The following is a 15,469-nucleotide window of genomic DNA, read 5'->3' on the forward strand; positions in this document are numbered from 1 at the left end:
TCAATCTCCCAGCCATCCTTATGGTAGTCTGAAATAAGTTCCTTATCTAAGCGTTCTAAGCAATGAGCCAAACTCTCTGTAAAGACCTTACTCATCAAACTCATTATTTCTGTTTCTAACTCAGATAAATGTTTACTAGTCTTTAAAATTTTTCCAATCTTTGTTACAATAGTCATAGGTTCTATATCCTTTTGGGTTATTTCGTCATTTCCTAGGATATAGGACTTTTTTTATTTTGAAAACATGTAAACGTTTTTCCGAGTATTATTTTACACTAACTACTTAGACAAATAATAAGAGGAGGTGAAATAATTTTCAACTCCCCTATTGTTATTAATAGATAAAATTATCTTGTATTTGATTCCTGCAAATAATTGAGCAAAAATTTCTCTGCTAAGCTGCCGTCCTTGATGGCTTTTTTAGCATCTTCTATTGAGAACCAAGCCCAGTCATCAATTTCGTGGTTATCCTGAACATCACCTGTCACAGTCACTGCAAAGTTAACCATGAGTGTGTTGCTTCCTTCATAGTACTGACTTGCATTAAATGAGATCGAAGTTGTCTCTAAATTAAGTTCTTCCTTAATCTCACGCGCAACAGTCGTTTCAGCATTTTCCCCCTGAGAAATATAGCCAGCAACCAAGATATAATCTGGTCTGCCGTACTGCTTGATTAAGAGAATTTTATCTTTGCTTTCATTTTGCACAATCATACTGCAAGCAGTATTAAAAACCGGAAAACGAAAAGCAGAACAATTAGTACAGTATGGGATGATGCCCTCGTAGTCAAGTTCTTTATCAATAAGTGCATGACCACATTCAGAGCAATATTTCATCTTAGCTAAAGACATTATCTAATTACCCCTCAAAGTAAAGCAATTCTTTTGGCGTTTGAGTAAAGACTTTAAAGCCATCTTTTGTCACATAACCACAGTCTTCAATACGCACACCAACCTTACCAGGAATATAGATACCTGGCTCAACTGAGAAGCACATGCCTTCCTCAATGACCATATCATTACCAGCCATGATTGATGGAAACTCATGCACATCCATACCTAGACCATGTCCCAGACGATGGTTAAAGTATTCCCCGTAACCTGCCTTCTCAATGACATTTCGCGCAGCCGCATCAACTTCAGCCGCAGTGACACCAGGTTTGATAAAATCCTGAGCCGTCAACTGAGCTTCAAGACAGAGTTCATAAATGTCTTTCTTGAATTGGTCAGGCTGACCGACAGCAACCGTACGGGTCATATCTGAAGTGTAGCCCAAAGTTTCCACCCCTAGGTCGAACAATAGCAGAGCATCATTTTCGATTTTGTTGGTTCCTGGGATACCGTGTGGATTGGCAGCATTGTTACCAGTTAAGACCATGGTGTCAAAACTCATTTTGTTAATGCCTTGTTTTTTCATGCCAAATTCAACCTGAGCAATGATGTCTGTCTCAGTCACATCAAGAGAAATGTTATCAAAACCAATCTGCATAGCCTTGTCAGCAAAATCCCCAGCGATTAACATCTTGTCAATTTCATCTTGAGATTTAATCAGACGCATACGCTGAATAAATGGGGTTAAGTTCTCAAAACGTCCTTGGAAGACCGTTTGTAGACCTTGAAATTTGGTGACGTTGAGGTGGTCAAATTCCGCAAAGACTTTTTTGCTGTCTGTAGATGGCAGCACCGCCTTGATTTTCTCCCAAGGGTTCTCAGAGTCTTGATAACCAAATACAGGGAAGTCCAAGGCTTCAGAAGCACGAGCTATTTCCAGAGCAGGGACAAAGAGAAGAGGAGCGCTGTCATTATAGACGAAGAGGAACATTTGACGTTCGTGCGGATCACAATAAAAACCAGTCAAGTAATTTACGGTTACTGGATCTGAGAAGACAGCAATATTAGCACCTTCTTGATTAAGATAGGCACAAATTTGTGATAATTTAGACATAAAAAGCCTTCTTTCCATTGATTAGAAACTGTTTGTTGATCAGGAACAAAACAGCTCTTTTACAGCTACTATTTTTTCACGAAACCAACAAAAAATCAAGAGATGGATAAATTTTTTTGAAAAAGTTTTCAAAAAATGGTGCTTTTGACTTGAAAGTGTTTCCAAAAGGTGATAAAATACTAGTGAAAGCGTAATTTTCAAATAGAAAGGAAGACTCAAATGAATACAGATGATACCATTACGATTTATGACGTTGCACGAGAAGCGGGAGTTTCTATGGCGACAGTTAGCCGTGTTGTAAATGGCAACAAGAACGTGAAGGAAAATACACGAAAAAAGGTTTTAGAAGTCATTGACCGTTTGGATTACCGTCCAAATGCAGTTGCACGTGGACTTGCAAGCAAGAAAACAACTACAGTTGGTGTTGTAATCCCAAATATTGCCAACAGCTATTTTTCAATTTTAGCCAAAGGGATTGACGATATTGCGGCTATGTATAAATACAATATCGTTCTTGCATCAAGTGATGAGGATGATGACAAAGAAGTTAATGTTGTTAACACCTTGTTTGCCAAACAGGTGGATGGCATTATCTTCATGGGACATCATTTGACTGACAAGATTCGTGCAGAATTTTCACGTTCTCGTACTCCAATTGTTTTAGCAGGTACTGTTGATCTTGACCATCAATTGCCAAGTGTCAATATTGATTATAAGGCAGCCATGGCAGATGTTGTTGATATCTTAGCAGAAAACCATGACAAAATTGCCTTTATCTCTGGTCCATTAATTGATGATATTAATGGTAAAGTTCGCCTCGCAGGCTATAAACAAGGATTGAAACAAAACAACCTTGAGTTTAAAGAAGGCCTTGTTTTTGAAGCTAAATATAACTATAAAGAAGGATTTGATTTAGCTCAGCGCGTGATTAATTCAGGTGCCACAGCTGCAGTAGTTGCAGAAGATGAAATGGCAGCTGGATTGCTTAACGGACTTTTTGAAGCAGGTAAGAAAGTACCAGAAGACTTTGAAATTATCACAAGCAATGACTCCCCAATCACACAATACACTCGTCCAAATCTTAGCTCAATCAGCCAGCCAGTCTACGACCTAGGTGCTGTCAGCATGCGTATGTTAACTAAGATTATGGGTAAAGAAGAACTTGATGAAAAAGAAATTCTTTTAAACCATGGCATCACTCGTCGTGGATCTACACGATAAAAAAACTTGCTTTCGAGCAGGTTTTTTCCTTTTATGATAATAGTAGAGGTTACATTAATTTCTATTGAAATGACTACAATTTCTGAATTTAAGTGAGTATTTATAACTGATTGTGGTGGAGGTGTAGGGTCACTATTGATAGTATCAATTTTATTGTTACAACCTCAAAGATAACTTAGGTAAAAGAAGGCCAATTTGATTTTAAAAGAGTATCAGACCTTGACAAAGGCATTTTGAAAAGCCTAAGCATCATACTTTAGACTGAATTTAAGGTTTGCTAATGAAATGTTACAGAAAATAAGCTATAATAGTGCATATGAAAGTGCTATTATATCTCGAAGCCGAGAATTATTTAAGAAAATCTGGTATTGGGCGTGCCATTAAACACCAAGAACGAGCTCTAAAACATGTTGGTCAAGACTACACAACAAATCCTAAAGATGATTATGATATAGTTCATATAAATACCTATGGTTTCAAAAGTTGGCAATTAATGCGGACAGCTCAGAAAAATGGAAAAAAAGTAATCATGCATGGTCACTCAACAGAAGAGGATTTTCGTGATTCCTTTATTTTTTCTAATCAAATAGCTCCTCTTTTCAGACATTATTTATGTCATTTTTATAGAAAAGCAGATGCCATCATCACCCCAACAGCATATTCAAAATCACTAATTGAGAATTATGGTATTAAAACTCCCATCTATCCTGTTTCAAATGGTATTGAATTAAGCCACTACGGACCAAATCCTGATAAGGAGAAAGCTTTCCGTGATTATTTTGGTATTGAGGAAGGTCAGAAAGTGGTCATGTGTGCGGGCTTATATTTTATCAGAAAGGGTATAGATGATTTCGTCAAAGTCGCTGAAAAAATGCCTGATGTTCGCTTTATTTGGTTTGGAGAGACTAATAAACTAGTAATTCCACATAAAGTGCGTCGTATTGTTCAAAAAGAACATCCTTCTAATGTAACTTTCGCTGGATACATTAAAGGTGATGTTTTTGAAGGAGCAATGTCTGGTAGCGATGCCTTTTTCTTCCCGAGTCGTGAAGAAACTGAAGGCATTGTTGTATTGGAATCATTAGCTAGCCGTCAACATACCGTATTAAGAGATATTCCTGTTTATAAGGGATGGATTGATGATAATTCTGCAGATTTAGCAAGTGATGTTGATGGATTTGTTGAAGCTTTGAATCGCGTTTTATCAGGAGAAAGCAACAAGACTGAAGAAGGCTATGAGGTTGCTCAAAGTCGCAGTTTTGATAAAGTTGCTCATCAACTAGTAGAGGTTTATGAAAGAGTAATGGAGATTTAGGATGAGAGTTGGATTATTCACAGATACCTATTTTCCCCAAGTATCCGGAGTAGCGACAAGTATTCGGACTCTAAAGGAGGAATTAGAAAAACAGGGGCACGAGGTTTACATTTTCACTACAACAGACAAGAATGTCAAACGCTTCGAGGACCCGACAATCATTCGACTTCCTAGCGTTCCGTTTATCTCCTTTACAGATCGTCGCGTCGTGTATCGTGGCTTAATTTCTTCATATAGAATAGCAAAGCAATATAAGTTAGATTTGATCCACACACAGACTGAGTTCAGCGTAGGTTTACTAGGGAAAATGGTGGCAGCTGCGCTACGTATCCCAGTTGTTCATACCTACCATACCCAATATGAAGACTATGTTGAGTATATCGCCAATGGGAAACTCATCAAACCAGGTATGGTTAAATACATAGTGCGTGGTTTCTTGAATGACCTTGATGGTGTCATTTGTCCAACAAGAATTGTATTAAATATCTTGGATGACTATGAAGTCAAAATTCCCAAGCGTGTTATTCCAACAGGAATCAATCTGAATGATTATATTCGTGATGACATTAGTGAGGCTGACAAAGTCGCACTTAGAGAAGAACTTGGTGTAGCAACTGATGACACAATGTTGCTCAGCCTATCACGCGTTTCTTCAGAGAAGAATATTCAAGCTATTATCAAACACCTACCAGAAGTTCTTGTTGAAAATCCTAAAGTAAAATTAGTCATTGTCGGGGATGGTCCCTATTTAAACGATTTGAAGGAATTGGCAGAAAAACTTGGTATTGTGGATGCTATTGTATTTACAGGGATGGTTGCTCATGAATCAGTTGCTGTCTACTATCGTGCAGCAGATTTCTTCATTAGCGCATCAACTAGTGAGACCCAAGGTTTGACTTACACAGAAAGTCTAGCAAGTGGGACACCTGTCATCGCTCATGGCAATCCCTATTTAGATGATTTGATTGATAACAAAATGTTTGGAACCCTCTTTTATCGTGAAGAAGATTTAGCAGATGCTATCTTGGATGCTATTGCTGAAACACCTGCCTTAGACGCCAAAAAACACGAAGAAAAACTATATGAAATTTCAGCAGAACATTTTGGAAAATCAGCCTATGCCTTTTACCTTGATGTCCTTATCTCAGAAAAAAGTAAGAAAAAAGAGAAATTTTCACTAACTGTCAAGGGTTCAAAAACAGATCGTTCCATTAAATTAGCCAAAACAGCCATAAAATTGCCATCGCAAGCAGCAAAAGCGACCGTAAAAGGCTCTGTTAAAGCTGTCAAAGCACCAAAACGATTAGTTGAAGTAGTCAGAGACTTTTTAGATTAGGAAATGTTAAACTAATTCGAGAAGATATAAAGACAAGTTTTTACTCTTTTTGATGTGAATTAGAAGAAAAAGTATAAAAAATCTTGAAAAAAATAGCCATCGTGCTATAATATTCTACGAAGACATGTTGAGTTAAGGAAATCTTTTGAGAGAGCGTCTGTTGCTGTGAATGACGTATGATGATTAACTTGATACTCCTTCCTCGTTTTTATGCAAACATAAAACGGTGGCCACGATATAGCCAATCTGAGTTAGTCGGCTTTTTTGTCGTCTATAAATTAAGGTGGAACCACGTTACGACGTCCTTTTGAGGATGTCGTTTTTTCTTTTTAGAGGGAGTTTATTGATGCTTTCAGATGACTTAATTTCTAGAAGTATTGCAATTCGTAAAGCCTACCACGATTTAGAAGTCAAACACCATGGTAAAGAGTGGTCTATCCAAGAAGACTTGCTAGCTCTGTCCAATGATATTGGAAATCTCAATCGTCTGGTTATGACTAAGCAAGGTCGATACTATGATGAGACGCCCTATACCATGGAACAAAAACTAGCCGAGAATATCTGGTGGCTCTTGGAGTTGTCGAATCGATTGGAAGTCGATATCCAAAAAGAAATGACTACCTTCATATCCCAAAAAGAAAAGTCGTTGGGTATTCAAGCTAAAGAAGATGTCGAGTGAAGCTCTAACAAATATTTTTCACCCTAGTGAGGCTGGGCAAAAAGTCCAAGTCTCTGTAATAAAGTTCGGAATATAACCAAGACGCAGTAGCCTAGTGAACAATACTTCGCTTTTTCAAAGCTCGTATTATCCTACTAGGCCTTGCGGGGGTGGGACTACGAACTCTTTTTAGGCCTGTCGAGTTCTGTCCCACTCCCAAACATTATTGATATTAAAAAATTAAAGAAAGGAATCGAACCCGTCCGGAAAACTCGGAAAAAAGATAAGTTGTCTAGGAAATCAGGATTTCCTGCCAACTTCCTATTTTTCAGTCGTTTTCTAGTCGGACTTGGTATCTTAAATCATGATCAAAATTACTTTCCCTGACGGCGCTGTTCGTGAATTCGAATCTGGCGTAACTACTTTTGAAATCGCTGAATCTATCAGCAAATCACTTGCTAAAAAAGCTTTGGCAGGTAAATTCAATGGAAAACTTATTGACACAACTCGTGCTATTACTGAAGATGGTAGCATCGAAATTGTGACACCTGATCACGAAGATGCTCTTGGTGTTCTTCGTCACTCAGCAGCTCACCTCTTTGCACAAGCTGCAAAACGCCTCTTCCCAGATATTCATTTGGGTGTTGGTCCAGCTATCCAAGATGGTTTCTACTACGACACTGACAATACAGCAGGGCAAATTTCAAACGAAGACCTTCCTCGCATCGAAGAAGAAATGAAGAAAATTGTCAAAGAAAACTTCCCATCAATCCGCGAAGAAGTGACAAAAGACGAAGCTCGCCAAATCTTTGCCAACGATCCTTACAAATTGGAATTGATCGAAGAGCATTCAGAGGACGAAGGTGGATTGACAATCTACCGTCAAGGCGAATATGTTGACCTTTGTCGTGGTCCTCACGTGCCATCAACTGGACGTATCCAAGTCTTCCACCTTCTCAATGTGGCTGGCGCTTATTGGCGTGGAAACTCTGACAATGCCATGATGCAACGTGTTTACGGTACGGCTTGGTTTGACAAGAAAGACCTTAAAAAATACCTCCAAATGCGTGAAGAAGCTAAAGAACGTGACCACCGTAAACTTGGTAAAGAGCTTGACCTCTTCACCATTTCACAAGAAGTGGGACAAGGGCTTCCAATCTGGTTGCCAAATGGCGCTACAATCCGTCGTGAATTGGAACGCTACATTGTAGATAAAGAATTGGCTTCAGGCTACCAACACGTTTACACACCACCATTGGCTTCAGTTGAGCTCTATAAAACTTCTGGACACTGGGCTCACTATAAAGAAGACATGTTCCCAACAATGGACATGGGTGATGGTGAAGAATTTGTTCTTCGACCAATGAACTGCCCGCACCATATTCAAGTCTACAAACACCATGTACACTCATACCGTGAATTGCCAATTCGTATCGCTGAAATCGGCATGATGCACCGCTATGAAAAATCAGGTGCCCTTTCAGGTCTTCAACGTGTACGTGAGATGTCTCTTAATGATGGTCACCTTTTCGTCACACCTGAGCAAATCAAGGAAGAATTCCAAAAAGCTCTTCAACTCATCATTGATGTTTATGCAGACTTTAATTTGACTGATTACCGTTTCCGTCTTTCTTATCGTGACCCTGAAGATAAGGAAAAATATTACGATAATGACGAAATGTGGGAAAACGCGCAAACCATGCTTAAAGCTGCCCTTGATGAAATGGATGCAGAATACTTTGAAGCAGAAGGTGAAGCAGCTTTCTATGGTCCTAAATTGGATATCCAAGTTAAGACTGCTCTTGGTAACGAAGAAACGTTGTCAACTATCCAGTTGGACTTCCTTCTTCCAGAACGCTTTGACCTTAAATACATCGGTGCTGATGGTGAAGAACACCGTCCAGTTATGATTCACCGTGGTGTTATCTCAACAATGGAACGTTTTACAGCTATCCTAATTGAGAACTACAAAGGTGCCTTCCCAACATGGTTGGCTCCGCACCAAGTTACAGTAATCCCAATCTCAAACGAAGCTCACATTGACTATGCTTGGGAAGTTGCTAAGAAACTTCGCGATAAAGGCATCCGTGCTGATGTGGACGACCGCAATGAAAAAATGCAGTACAAGATTCGTGCATCACAAACCAGCAAGATTCCATATCAATTAGTTGTCGGTGATAAAGAACAAGAAAACGGTGAGGTTAACGTCCGCCGTTACGGTTCAAAAGCAACACATACCGAAACAATTGATGAATTTGTGGAAAATATTCTATCTGATATTGCCCGTAAATCACGTCCAGCAGAAGCTGAATAAGAACTGATAAAAGAAGCCTAATGGGCTTCTTTTTGTTATAATAGGCTTATAAAGGAGAGTGCTTAATGTGGTCAAAATTGAGAAAATGTGAGTTTAGCCAAGATGGTTTGAGAGCCAACTACAGACGAGTGAAAACTATTCTTGAATGTCAATCATTTGGCTGGTCAACAGACTTACTCGTCGCGGCTATGAATCAGAATCTTGATTTTTCTGACCTGAGAATCGGCTCTCCTCTTTTCCTTCACCTTTGGGGAAATGCAGAGCTCTGGCATTCAAGGGAGGAAATGTTACAGATTGTACTTAAGATGGCGGATCTTCCAAAAGATTTATCTGGAGAATTAGAGCAAAATGATTATTTGGTGGCTAGAATATCACCTGATTTACCACCGGATCATGGATTTTGGAAATCATTTGCCAGCGTGGTTTCCTCTGTTTTTGTTGGAAGCAAAATGTGTCAGAAAACTCTTTTTGCTAAACAAATTCATCAATTTCGCTATGTCATTTCTAGCCAGCAAGCTCAATATATTCGAAACCACTTTAAACAACCAGGATTAAGTGACAGAGAAGCGCTAGCTATTTTCCTAAAAAGAAAAAAAGGTCAGACTTGGTGGCGTCGAAATGCGGATTACACGCTTTATGAATCGGCTCGTCTTCACAATAAACTGAGTCTTATGGGTGACGATGCCATGTACCCTAATGGTCATTTTTCAATCAACATCAAGATTTTACTTGGTTTTCATACGGAATTTATCCTTGATAATGAGGGAAATTTCCTAAATGAAGTTGATGCCGAGAGAGTTTGGGATAAAGGTATCATCAATGGGGCTAGTTTTAATTATGCAGAGAAAAACGATAAACGTCACTGGGAACTGGATATTGCTCCTGTAAAAGCCCATGATCCAAAGTTTAGAAAACAGACAGTAAAGGGCTATCGATCACCAAATAAGCAAAAAAGAAGACTATCTTTAACATCACAAGATTATCATTGGAGTTATTTTAATAGAAAAGGGCTCTTTGCTAGTAATAATCGTAGCAGTGCTAAACTGGTAGCAAGAGAAATCAGGCGGATGAAACGCTTAATTTCCAAGAGTTGATTTTTATTGCATGATTAAAAGAAAAGTGAGGTGCTATCCATGAATAAGAAAACAAAAAACATTCTCCTAAGCGGTCTAGCAACTATAGCTGTTTTTTCAGCTGGAGCGCTATACTATTCAAGTCATTTTAGATATGAGCTAGAAATGTCTGATGCTCTTCAGATCGCTTATGATAAAGCAGGTGTGGAAAAGACAGATGTTACTTATTCTTTTGTTGAAAAAGAAAGATCTGGATTAGTACCAACCTACAATGTTGACTTTGAAACTTCTGACGGAGACTTTAGTTATTCAATCGATGCCAAGACTGGAAAGGTTTTAGAGGAAGAAATTGATAAAAATGCCGAACTTATCCAAGATTCTTCCAATGAAGTCATAAGCGATTCAAGTCAGACAGAAGTAGAGCTTGCTCCGCCGACAGAAAATAGTATCAGTTGGGAAGAGGTTAAGTTGAGAGCGCTTGGAGATGCAGGTTTAACGGAAGACGCAGTAAGTCAATTGACGATTGAAATTGGAAATAAGACTGCCTTACCAGTTTATGAAGTTGAGTTTAAAGATTACGCAAATGGTTTAGAATATGAATATACTGTTGCAGCAGAAACTGGTGAGATTATTGAAAAAATAAGTGAGCCAATTGATGACTAATTGACTTCTGGATTAAAAAACGCCTTCAAAATAAAATGAAGGTGTTTTTTTTGGGTTGAAACCTTCTAAAAGTTAGACAAAATAGTCACTAATGTTTACATTGTGTAAGTTTTCACTTGAAATAAATTTATTAATTGATAAAATAAGAGGTGTTGTTGAAAACGCACTCATTTCAATAGGAGTAATATTTCAGGAGGAAGATTATTTGAAAAAGAAATCACTTTATTTTTTATTATGCATCGTGTTATTGACTAATATTGGCTATGTAGCTAATGCAGATGAAACAATAGGAAACAGTGAGCCTAAAACTTCAGACATTTCATCTTCAGTAGAAGATAAGATTTTTTACAGTACTGGTGGCTCTGAGTATGAACCAAGTACCTTTTCTGAAAATCTAATTGTCGGACAAACAGGACAAATTCGTCGTCCGAAAGATTCACCTTTAAAAGATACGATTTATTCCTTCGACATGAAAGTTTCTGATCCTAGTATCCTTAGCTTTGATGAAGCTGGTAACTGGAAAGCGCTAAAACCAGGAAAAACTCAAGTTTTATTTGGATTGAGTAACGGTGATAGTCACAAAAAGGAATTGAAACAGCTAGGTTTGGATAATCTTAAAATGATTGTAAATGAGGTTGCTGTTTTTGTGGATGTTACAGTTTCTGATATCCCGCATTTTACTGGTTTTGAGGCTGAAGGTCTTTCTCGAAATTTGGTTGTTGGACAGACAGGACAATTAAAACGTCCAGCCGATCACTATTTGGCACAGACAGAATATTCTTTTAATATTACGGTTTCTGATTCATCTATTCTAAGTTTTGATGAAAAAGGTCAATGGCAGGCATTAAAACCTGGTGAAGTAACAGTTCACTATTCACTATCTGATATTAGTAAAAATCAAGCATTTGCTGATGAGCTTAATCGACTTGGATTAACATCAAAATGGGTGGTACAGGAAGTTGCTATGGAACCTTTTAAGGTAACTATTCTAGAAAACATAGCACCGATGTATCGTTTGTATAATCCAAATTCTGGAGAGCATTTCTACACAAGTACAGTTTCAGAACGAAATAACCTGCGTAAAATTGGCTGGCGTGATGAAGGCATTGGCTGGCAAGCTCCAACAAATGGAGCAGAAGTTTATCGCCTCTACAACCCTAATGCTGGGGATCACCATTACACAACTTCAGTAGGAGAGCGTGATTATCTTGTGAAAGTAGGATGGAAATATGAAGGTGTTAATTGGTATTCGGGTGGCGATAAACCTGTTTATCGTGTTTACAATCCAAACGCTAAAAAAGCAGGGAGCCATCACTACACACTGTCAGCATCTGAACGTGATTACCTTGTCAAATTAGGTTGGCGTGATGAAGGCATTGGCTGGTATGCTGCAGAATAGCTTTAAGAATAGTAGTAATATTCAAAGTTTTACACAGGTTTTATCTAAATTTTGATTTAAGATTTTATCTCAAATCTTCTGTAAAATAGCATTGAAAAACAGCCCAAAAGGCTGTTTTTTTGATATAATACTAATGATATTATTCCCGTATTTTTTTCTATTGGAAAAGGTACGCTAACAATAAGAAAGTGAAAGGAAAACAGTTGAGCGAGTTGTTCGAAGTAATTTGTTTACAAGGACACAATGACTCATAGGAAAATTATTTATGTCATATGAAAACCTGTTGGATCGTTTTCTAACATACGTTAAAGTTAATACACGTAGTGATGCAGAAAGCACAACAACACCGTCTACACAAAGTCAAGTTGACTTTGCTCTCAATGTCTTAAAACTTGAAATGGAAAAAGTCGGTTTGCAAGATGTTCACTATTTATCGTCAAATGGATATCTTGTTGGTACATTACCGTCAAATGATAGCAGTAAAACGCGCAAAATTGGGTTTATTGCACATATGGATACAGCAGATTTCAACGCTGAAGGAGTTAATCCACAAATCATTGAATCATATGAAGGTGGCGAAATTAAGCTTGGACAATCTGGATTTTCACTTCTTCCAGAAGAATTTCCAAATCTGAATAACTACCATGGTCAGACTTTGATTACAACTGATGGGACAACACTCCTCGGATCAGATGATAAATCAGGTATCGCTGAAATTATGACGGCTATAGAATATTTAGTAGCCCATCCTGAAATCAAACACGGTGACATTCGAGTGGGATTCGGACCTGATGAAGAAATCGGTATCGGTGCTAATAAATTTGATGTAGAAGACTTTGATGTTGACTTTGCCTATACGGTAGATGGCGGACCACTTGGGGAACTCCAATATGAAACCTTTAGTGCAGCAGCTCTTGATATTGACTTCATGGGCCGAAATGTCCATCCTGGAACTGCTAAGGATCAAATGATTAATGCTCTGCAATTAGCCATTGACTTCCACAACCAATTGCCAGTAGCAGACCGTCCTGAAAAAACCGACGGTTATCAAGGTTTCTATCACCTTCATGGTATGGGTGGTTCGGTAGATCAGGCATTTAGTTCATATATTATTCGTGATTTTGAAGATGCCTCTTTTGAAAATCGCAAAGCTTTTGTCCAAGAAATCGCAAATAAGATGAATGAGGAACTTGGAAGCGAGCGTGTTCTTGTTAAGTTAACTGATCAATACTACAATATGAAAAAAGTTATTGAAAAAGACATGACACCAATTGAAATCGCCAAAAAAGTAATGGAAAATCTTGATATCGAACCAGTAATCGAGCCGATTCGAGGTGGAACAGATGGTTCTAAAATCTCATTCATGGGGATACCAACACCAAACCTTTTTGCTGGTGGTGAGAACATGCACGGGCGTTTTGAGTTTGTCAGTCTACAAACTATGGAAAAAGCCGTTGATGTTATTATTGGTATTGCAAAATCTTAAAATAGTTTAAGAAAAAAATATAGAAATATGCTAAAATAGAGCTAACAGGGGGTATCTTGATGATTAAATTATTTGGTAAAATGAGATATCACTGGCAACCAGAATTATCTTGGTCAATTATTTATTGGTCTCTAACATTTACACCGATATTTATTGCCTTGTCGCTCTTGTTCGAACGAACAAAGATTCCGAGCCAAGTATTTATTCTATTTGGAATCTTTATTGTTCTTTTTGGATCAGGTTTCCATCGCTATTTTGTTATCGATGAAAATGGAAAATTAAACATTGTATCCTTGAATTTTTTTAGAAAATCCAAGGTTGCCATTGCTCAAATTCAAAAAGTGGAAGTTACTAAGTCAAATATAACCTTGGTTATTAAAAATCAACCTAAGCGCATCTTTTACATGCGTAAATGGCCTAAAAAGTACTTTTTAGATGCTTTGGCTGTTCACCCTGATTTTAGGGGAGAAGTTGATTTGATTGATAATTTCACAGGATTGGATTATTTTGAATTTTATAAGGACGACAAAAAAGCTCCTACGAGATTGTAAGAGCTTTGGTCGGACAATTTTTCACTGCTAAGAGTGCATCAACATCACTATCTGAGATGTCTTTTGTTAAATCGTCACTATCAGTAAATTTGACAATACCATCGTCTTGATAGTCGAAAAGTTCAGAATAGGTTTGGCAAAGGCCACAAGCGATACATTTTTCTGGAATAAGTGAGACTTTCATAGTAATATTGTAATACGGATTAATTGATTTAACAAGGGGGAAATCATGGCAAAAAAACCATGGACAACAAAGATGGTGGATAATAAGGAAGGTGGTTTGGCAAGAAAGTCAAGAAATAGAGTGTTTACAACACCTTTCTTAACGGCTTTATTGGCAGCATTCTTTGTTATTGTATTAGCTATTCTGTTTGTAGTTTTTTACACTTCAAATGGCGGCAGTAATAGAGCTGAGGAAACATCGGTTTTTTATGGTGCACCTTCAAGCAGTGTAGCAACTGAGACAGAAGAAAGTAAAGAAGAAGTTAAAGTTGAAGAAGACTCTGAGTCAGAGTCTGAAAGTGAAGAAGCATCCTCATCACAAGCTCGTGGCGAAACCATTACGGTTTTGCCTGGTGAAGGGGCTGCATCAATTGCTGCTCGAGCTGGAATCAGCGTAGAACAGCTACAAGAACTGAATCCTGAACATATGACAATGGGTTATTGGTATGCCAACCCTGGTGATGCTGTTTATATAAATTAGAAGAAGAGGAATTATGAAATCAATTCAAATTGCTATTGATGGACCAGCCTCTAGTGGAAAAAGTACGGTAGCCAAGATTATCGCTAAAAATCTTGGCTATACTTATTTAGACACTGGAGCTATGTATCGTTGTGCAACTTATCTTGCTCTGCAAAATGATTTAAAAGATAAAGATGTAGAAGCTATCTTGACTTTGCTTTCAGAGTCACCAATCTCTTTTGGGCGTGCTGAAGATGGAAGTCAAACTGTTTTTCTTGGAGATCAAGACGTTACCTTAGCTATCAGACAAAATGATGTGACTAACAATGTATCATGGGTTGCAGCACTTCCTGAAATTCGCCAAGAACTTGTTAATCAACAAAGACGTATTGCAAGCAAGGGAGCCATCATAATGGATGGACGCGACATTGGTACAGTTGTTTTACCAGACGCAGAACTAAAGATTTTCTTGATTGCTTCTGTTGAGGAAAGAGCAGAGCGCCGTTTTAAAGAAAACCAAGAAAAAGGAATTGAAACAGATTTCGAAACTTTAAAAGAAGAGATTGCTGCGCGTGATTATAAAGATAGTCATCGCAAAGTATCACCGCTAAAAGCAGCTGATGATGCCATCACTTTTGATACTACTGGAGTAGACATTCAAGGTGTTGTAAAATTTATTCAAGAAAAAGCGGAGAAAATTATTGACAGAGGGTAAATCTCCTGTTATACTATTAACAATGAGAAAAGCAGAAGTGAGAACTTCTCGCCTTGCGACTAAGGTTGTCTGGCCCAACATGTCAAGATTCCATTAGGAATATTATGAATGTG

At 38.0% G+C, this 15,469-nt stretch carries 15 protein-coding genes and 1 other annotated feature (1 of these 16 cut by a window edge); of the genes, 12 read left to right on the plus strand and 3 right to left on the minus strand.

What is annotated here, in order from left to right:
* Positions 1-346: 346 nt before the first annotated feature.
* Together F601_RS0103995 and F601_RS0104000 are read right to left on the minus strand one after the other, a co-directional pair.
* Entirely contained in the window at positions 347-850 is a 504-nt protein-coding gene (locus F601_RS0103995; RefSeq protein WP_018164383.1) for an NAD(+) diphosphatase, read from the minus strand.
* A 7-nt stretch (positions 851-857) separates the two neighbouring features.
* Entirely contained in the window at positions 858-1,943 is a 1,086-nt protein-coding gene (locus F601_RS0104000; RefSeq protein ID WP_018164384.1) for a M24 family metallopeptidase, read from the minus strand.
* 219 nt (positions 1,944-2,162) lie between these two features.
* Here F601_RS0104000 and ccpA point away from each other — a divergent pair, with 219 nt between their 5' ends.
* The 10 genes from ccpA (at position 2,163) to F601_RS0104050 (ending at position 13,959) form a co-directional block, all read left to right on the plus strand.
* Positions 2,163-3,164: a catabolite control protein A gene (gene ccpA, locus F601_RS0104005; protein ID WP_018164385.1), complete on the plus strand. Its 1,002-nt coding sequence runs from the start codon at positions 2,163-2,165 to the stop codon at positions 3,162-3,164.
* A 316-nt stretch (positions 3,165-3,480) separates the two neighbouring features.
* Positions 3,481-4,479: an LTA glycolipid anchor biosynthesis glycosyltransferase, IagA/BgsA family gene (locus tag F601_RS0104010; RefSeq protein ID WP_018164386.1), complete on the plus strand. Its 999-nt coding sequence runs from the start codon at positions 3,481-3,483 to the stop codon at positions 4,477-4,479.
* 1 nt (position 4,480) lies between these two features.
* Complete coding sequence (locus F601_RS0104015) at positions 4,481-5,815, plus strand: glycosyltransferase family 4 protein (RefSeq protein ID WP_018164387.1); 1,335 nt, start codon at positions 4,481-4,483, stop codon at positions 5,813-5,815.
* Positions 5,816-6,161: 346 nt separating this feature from the next.
* Positions 6,162-6,494 (plus strand): nucleoside triphosphate pyrophosphohydrolase family protein, encoded by a 333-nt coding sequence (locus F601_RS0104020; RefSeq protein WP_018164388.1) that lies wholly within the window; start codon positions 6,162-6,164, stop codon positions 6,492-6,494.
* Positions 6,495-6,837: 343 nt separating this feature from the next.
* A complete protein-coding gene (gene thrS, locus F601_RS0104025; protein WP_018164389.1) occupies positions 6,838-8,787 on the plus strand; it encodes a threonine--tRNA ligase in 1,950 nt (649 codons plus the stop codon).
* Between the two features lie 65 nt (positions 8,788-8,852).
* Positions 8,853-9,881, plus strand: a complete 1,029-nt coding sequence (locus tag F601_RS0104030; protein WP_018164390.1) for a DUF3114 domain-containing protein — start codon at positions 8,853-8,855, stop codon at positions 9,879-9,881.
* Positions 9,882-9,920: 39 nt separating this feature from the next.
* A complete protein-coding gene (locus F601_RS0104035) occupies positions 9,921-10,523 on the plus strand; it encodes a PepSY domain-containing protein (RefSeq protein ID WP_018164391.1) in 603 nt (200 codons plus the stop codon).
* Positions 10,524-10,728: 205 nt separating this feature from the next.
* Positions 10,729-11,922 (plus strand): hypothetical protein, encoded by a 1,194-nt coding sequence (locus F601_RS13480; protein ID WP_018164392.1) that lies wholly within the window; start codon positions 10,729-10,731, stop codon positions 11,920-11,922.
* 265 nt (positions 11,923-12,187) lie between these two features.
* Positions 12,188-13,408, plus strand: coding sequence for a peptidase T (gene pepT, locus F601_RS0104045; protein WP_018164393.1), 1,221 nt, complete (start codon positions 12,188-12,190; stop codon positions 13,406-13,408).
* Between the two features lie 59 nt (positions 13,409-13,467).
* Positions 13,468-13,959 (plus strand): EbsA family protein, encoded by a 492-nt coding sequence (locus F601_RS0104050; protein ID WP_018164394.1) that lies wholly within the window; start codon positions 13,468-13,470, stop codon positions 13,957-13,959.
* Here F601_RS0104050 and F601_RS0104055 read toward each other — a convergent pair.
* Positions 13,946-14,143, minus strand: coding sequence for a ferredoxin (locus F601_RS0104055; RefSeq protein ID WP_018164395.1), 198 nt, complete (start codon positions 14,141-14,143; stop codon positions 13,946-13,948). The genes F601_RS0104050 and F601_RS0104055 overlap by 14 nt on opposite strands.
* Positions 14,144-14,188: 45 nt before the next feature.
* Between F601_RS0104055 and F601_RS0104060 the strand changes: the two genes are divergently transcribed.
* Both F601_RS0104060 and cmk read left to right on the plus strand, forming a co-directional pair.
* A complete protein-coding gene (locus F601_RS0104060) occupies positions 14,189-14,662 on the plus strand; it encodes an SAG1386/EF1546 family surface-associated protein (protein ID WP_018164396.1) in 474 nt (157 codons plus the stop codon).
* A 13-nt stretch (positions 14,663-14,675) separates the two neighbouring features.
* Positions 14,676-15,356 carry a (d)CMP kinase gene (cmk, locus tag F601_RS0104065; RefSeq protein ID WP_018164397.1) on the plus strand — a complete coding sequence of 227 codons (681 nt, stop codon included), beginning with the start codon at positions 14,676-14,678 and terminating at the stop codon, positions 15,354-15,356.
* 23 nt (positions 15,357-15,379) lie between these two features.
* Positions 15,380-15,469, plus strand: a sequence feature (ribosomal protein L20 leader region) (it continues 39 nt past the right edge of the window).

Source organism: Streptococcus henryi DSM 19005, from assembly GCF_000376985.1.
GTDB classification, from domain to species: Bacteria; Bacillota; Bacilli; order Lactobacillales; family Streptococcaceae; genus Streptococcus; species Streptococcus henryi.

Coding starts and splice junctions, on each gene's coding strand:
- F601_RS0104035 (WP_018164391.1), top strand. CDS start 9,921: ATGAATAAGAAAACAAAAAACATTCTCCTAAGCGGTCTAGCAACTATA.
- F601_RS0103995 (WP_018164383.1), bottom strand. CDS start 850: ATGTCTTTAGCTAAGATGAAATATTGCTCTGAATGTGGTCATGCACTT.
- F601_RS0104055 (WP_018164395.1), bottom strand. CDS start 14,143: ATGAAAGTCTCACTTATTCCAGAAAAATGTATCGCTTGTGGCCTTTGC.
- F601_RS0104020 (WP_018164388.1), top strand. CDS start 6,162: ATGCTTTCAGATGACTTAATTTCTAGAAGTATTGCAATTCGTAAAGCC.
- pepT (WP_018164393.1), top strand. CDS start 12,188: ATGTCATATGAAAACCTGTTGGATCGTTTTCTAACATACGTTAAAGTT.
- ccpA (WP_018164385.1), top strand. CDS start 2,163: ATGAATACAGATGATACCATTACGATTTATGACGTTGCACGAGAAGCG.
- F601_RS0104050 (WP_018164394.1), top strand. CDS start 13,468: ATGATTAAATTATTTGGTAAAATGAGATATCACTGGCAACCAGAATTA.
- F601_RS0104000 (WP_018164384.1), bottom strand. CDS start 1,943: ATGTCTAAATTATCACAAATTTGTGCCTATCTTAATCAAGAAGGTGCT.
- F601_RS0104030 (WP_018164390.1), top strand. CDS start 8,853: ATGTGGTCAAAATTGAGAAAATGTGAGTTTAGCCAAGATGGTTTGAGA.
- F601_RS0104060 (WP_018164396.1), top strand. CDS start 14,189: ATGGCAAAAAAACCATGGACAACAAAGATGGTGGATAATAAGGAAGGT.
- cmk (WP_018164397.1), top strand. CDS start 14,676: ATGAAATCAATTCAAATTGCTATTGATGGACCAGCCTCTAGTGGAAAA.
- F601_RS0104015 (WP_018164387.1), top strand. CDS start 4,481: ATGAGAGTTGGATTATTCACAGATACCTATTTTCCCCAAGTATCCGGA.
- thrS (WP_018164389.1), top strand. CDS start 6,838: ATGATCAAAATTACTTTCCCTGACGGCGCTGTTCGTGAATTCGAATCT.
- F601_RS0104010 (WP_018164386.1), top strand. CDS start 3,481: ATGAAAGTGCTATTATATCTCGAAGCCGAGAATTATTTAAGAAAATCT.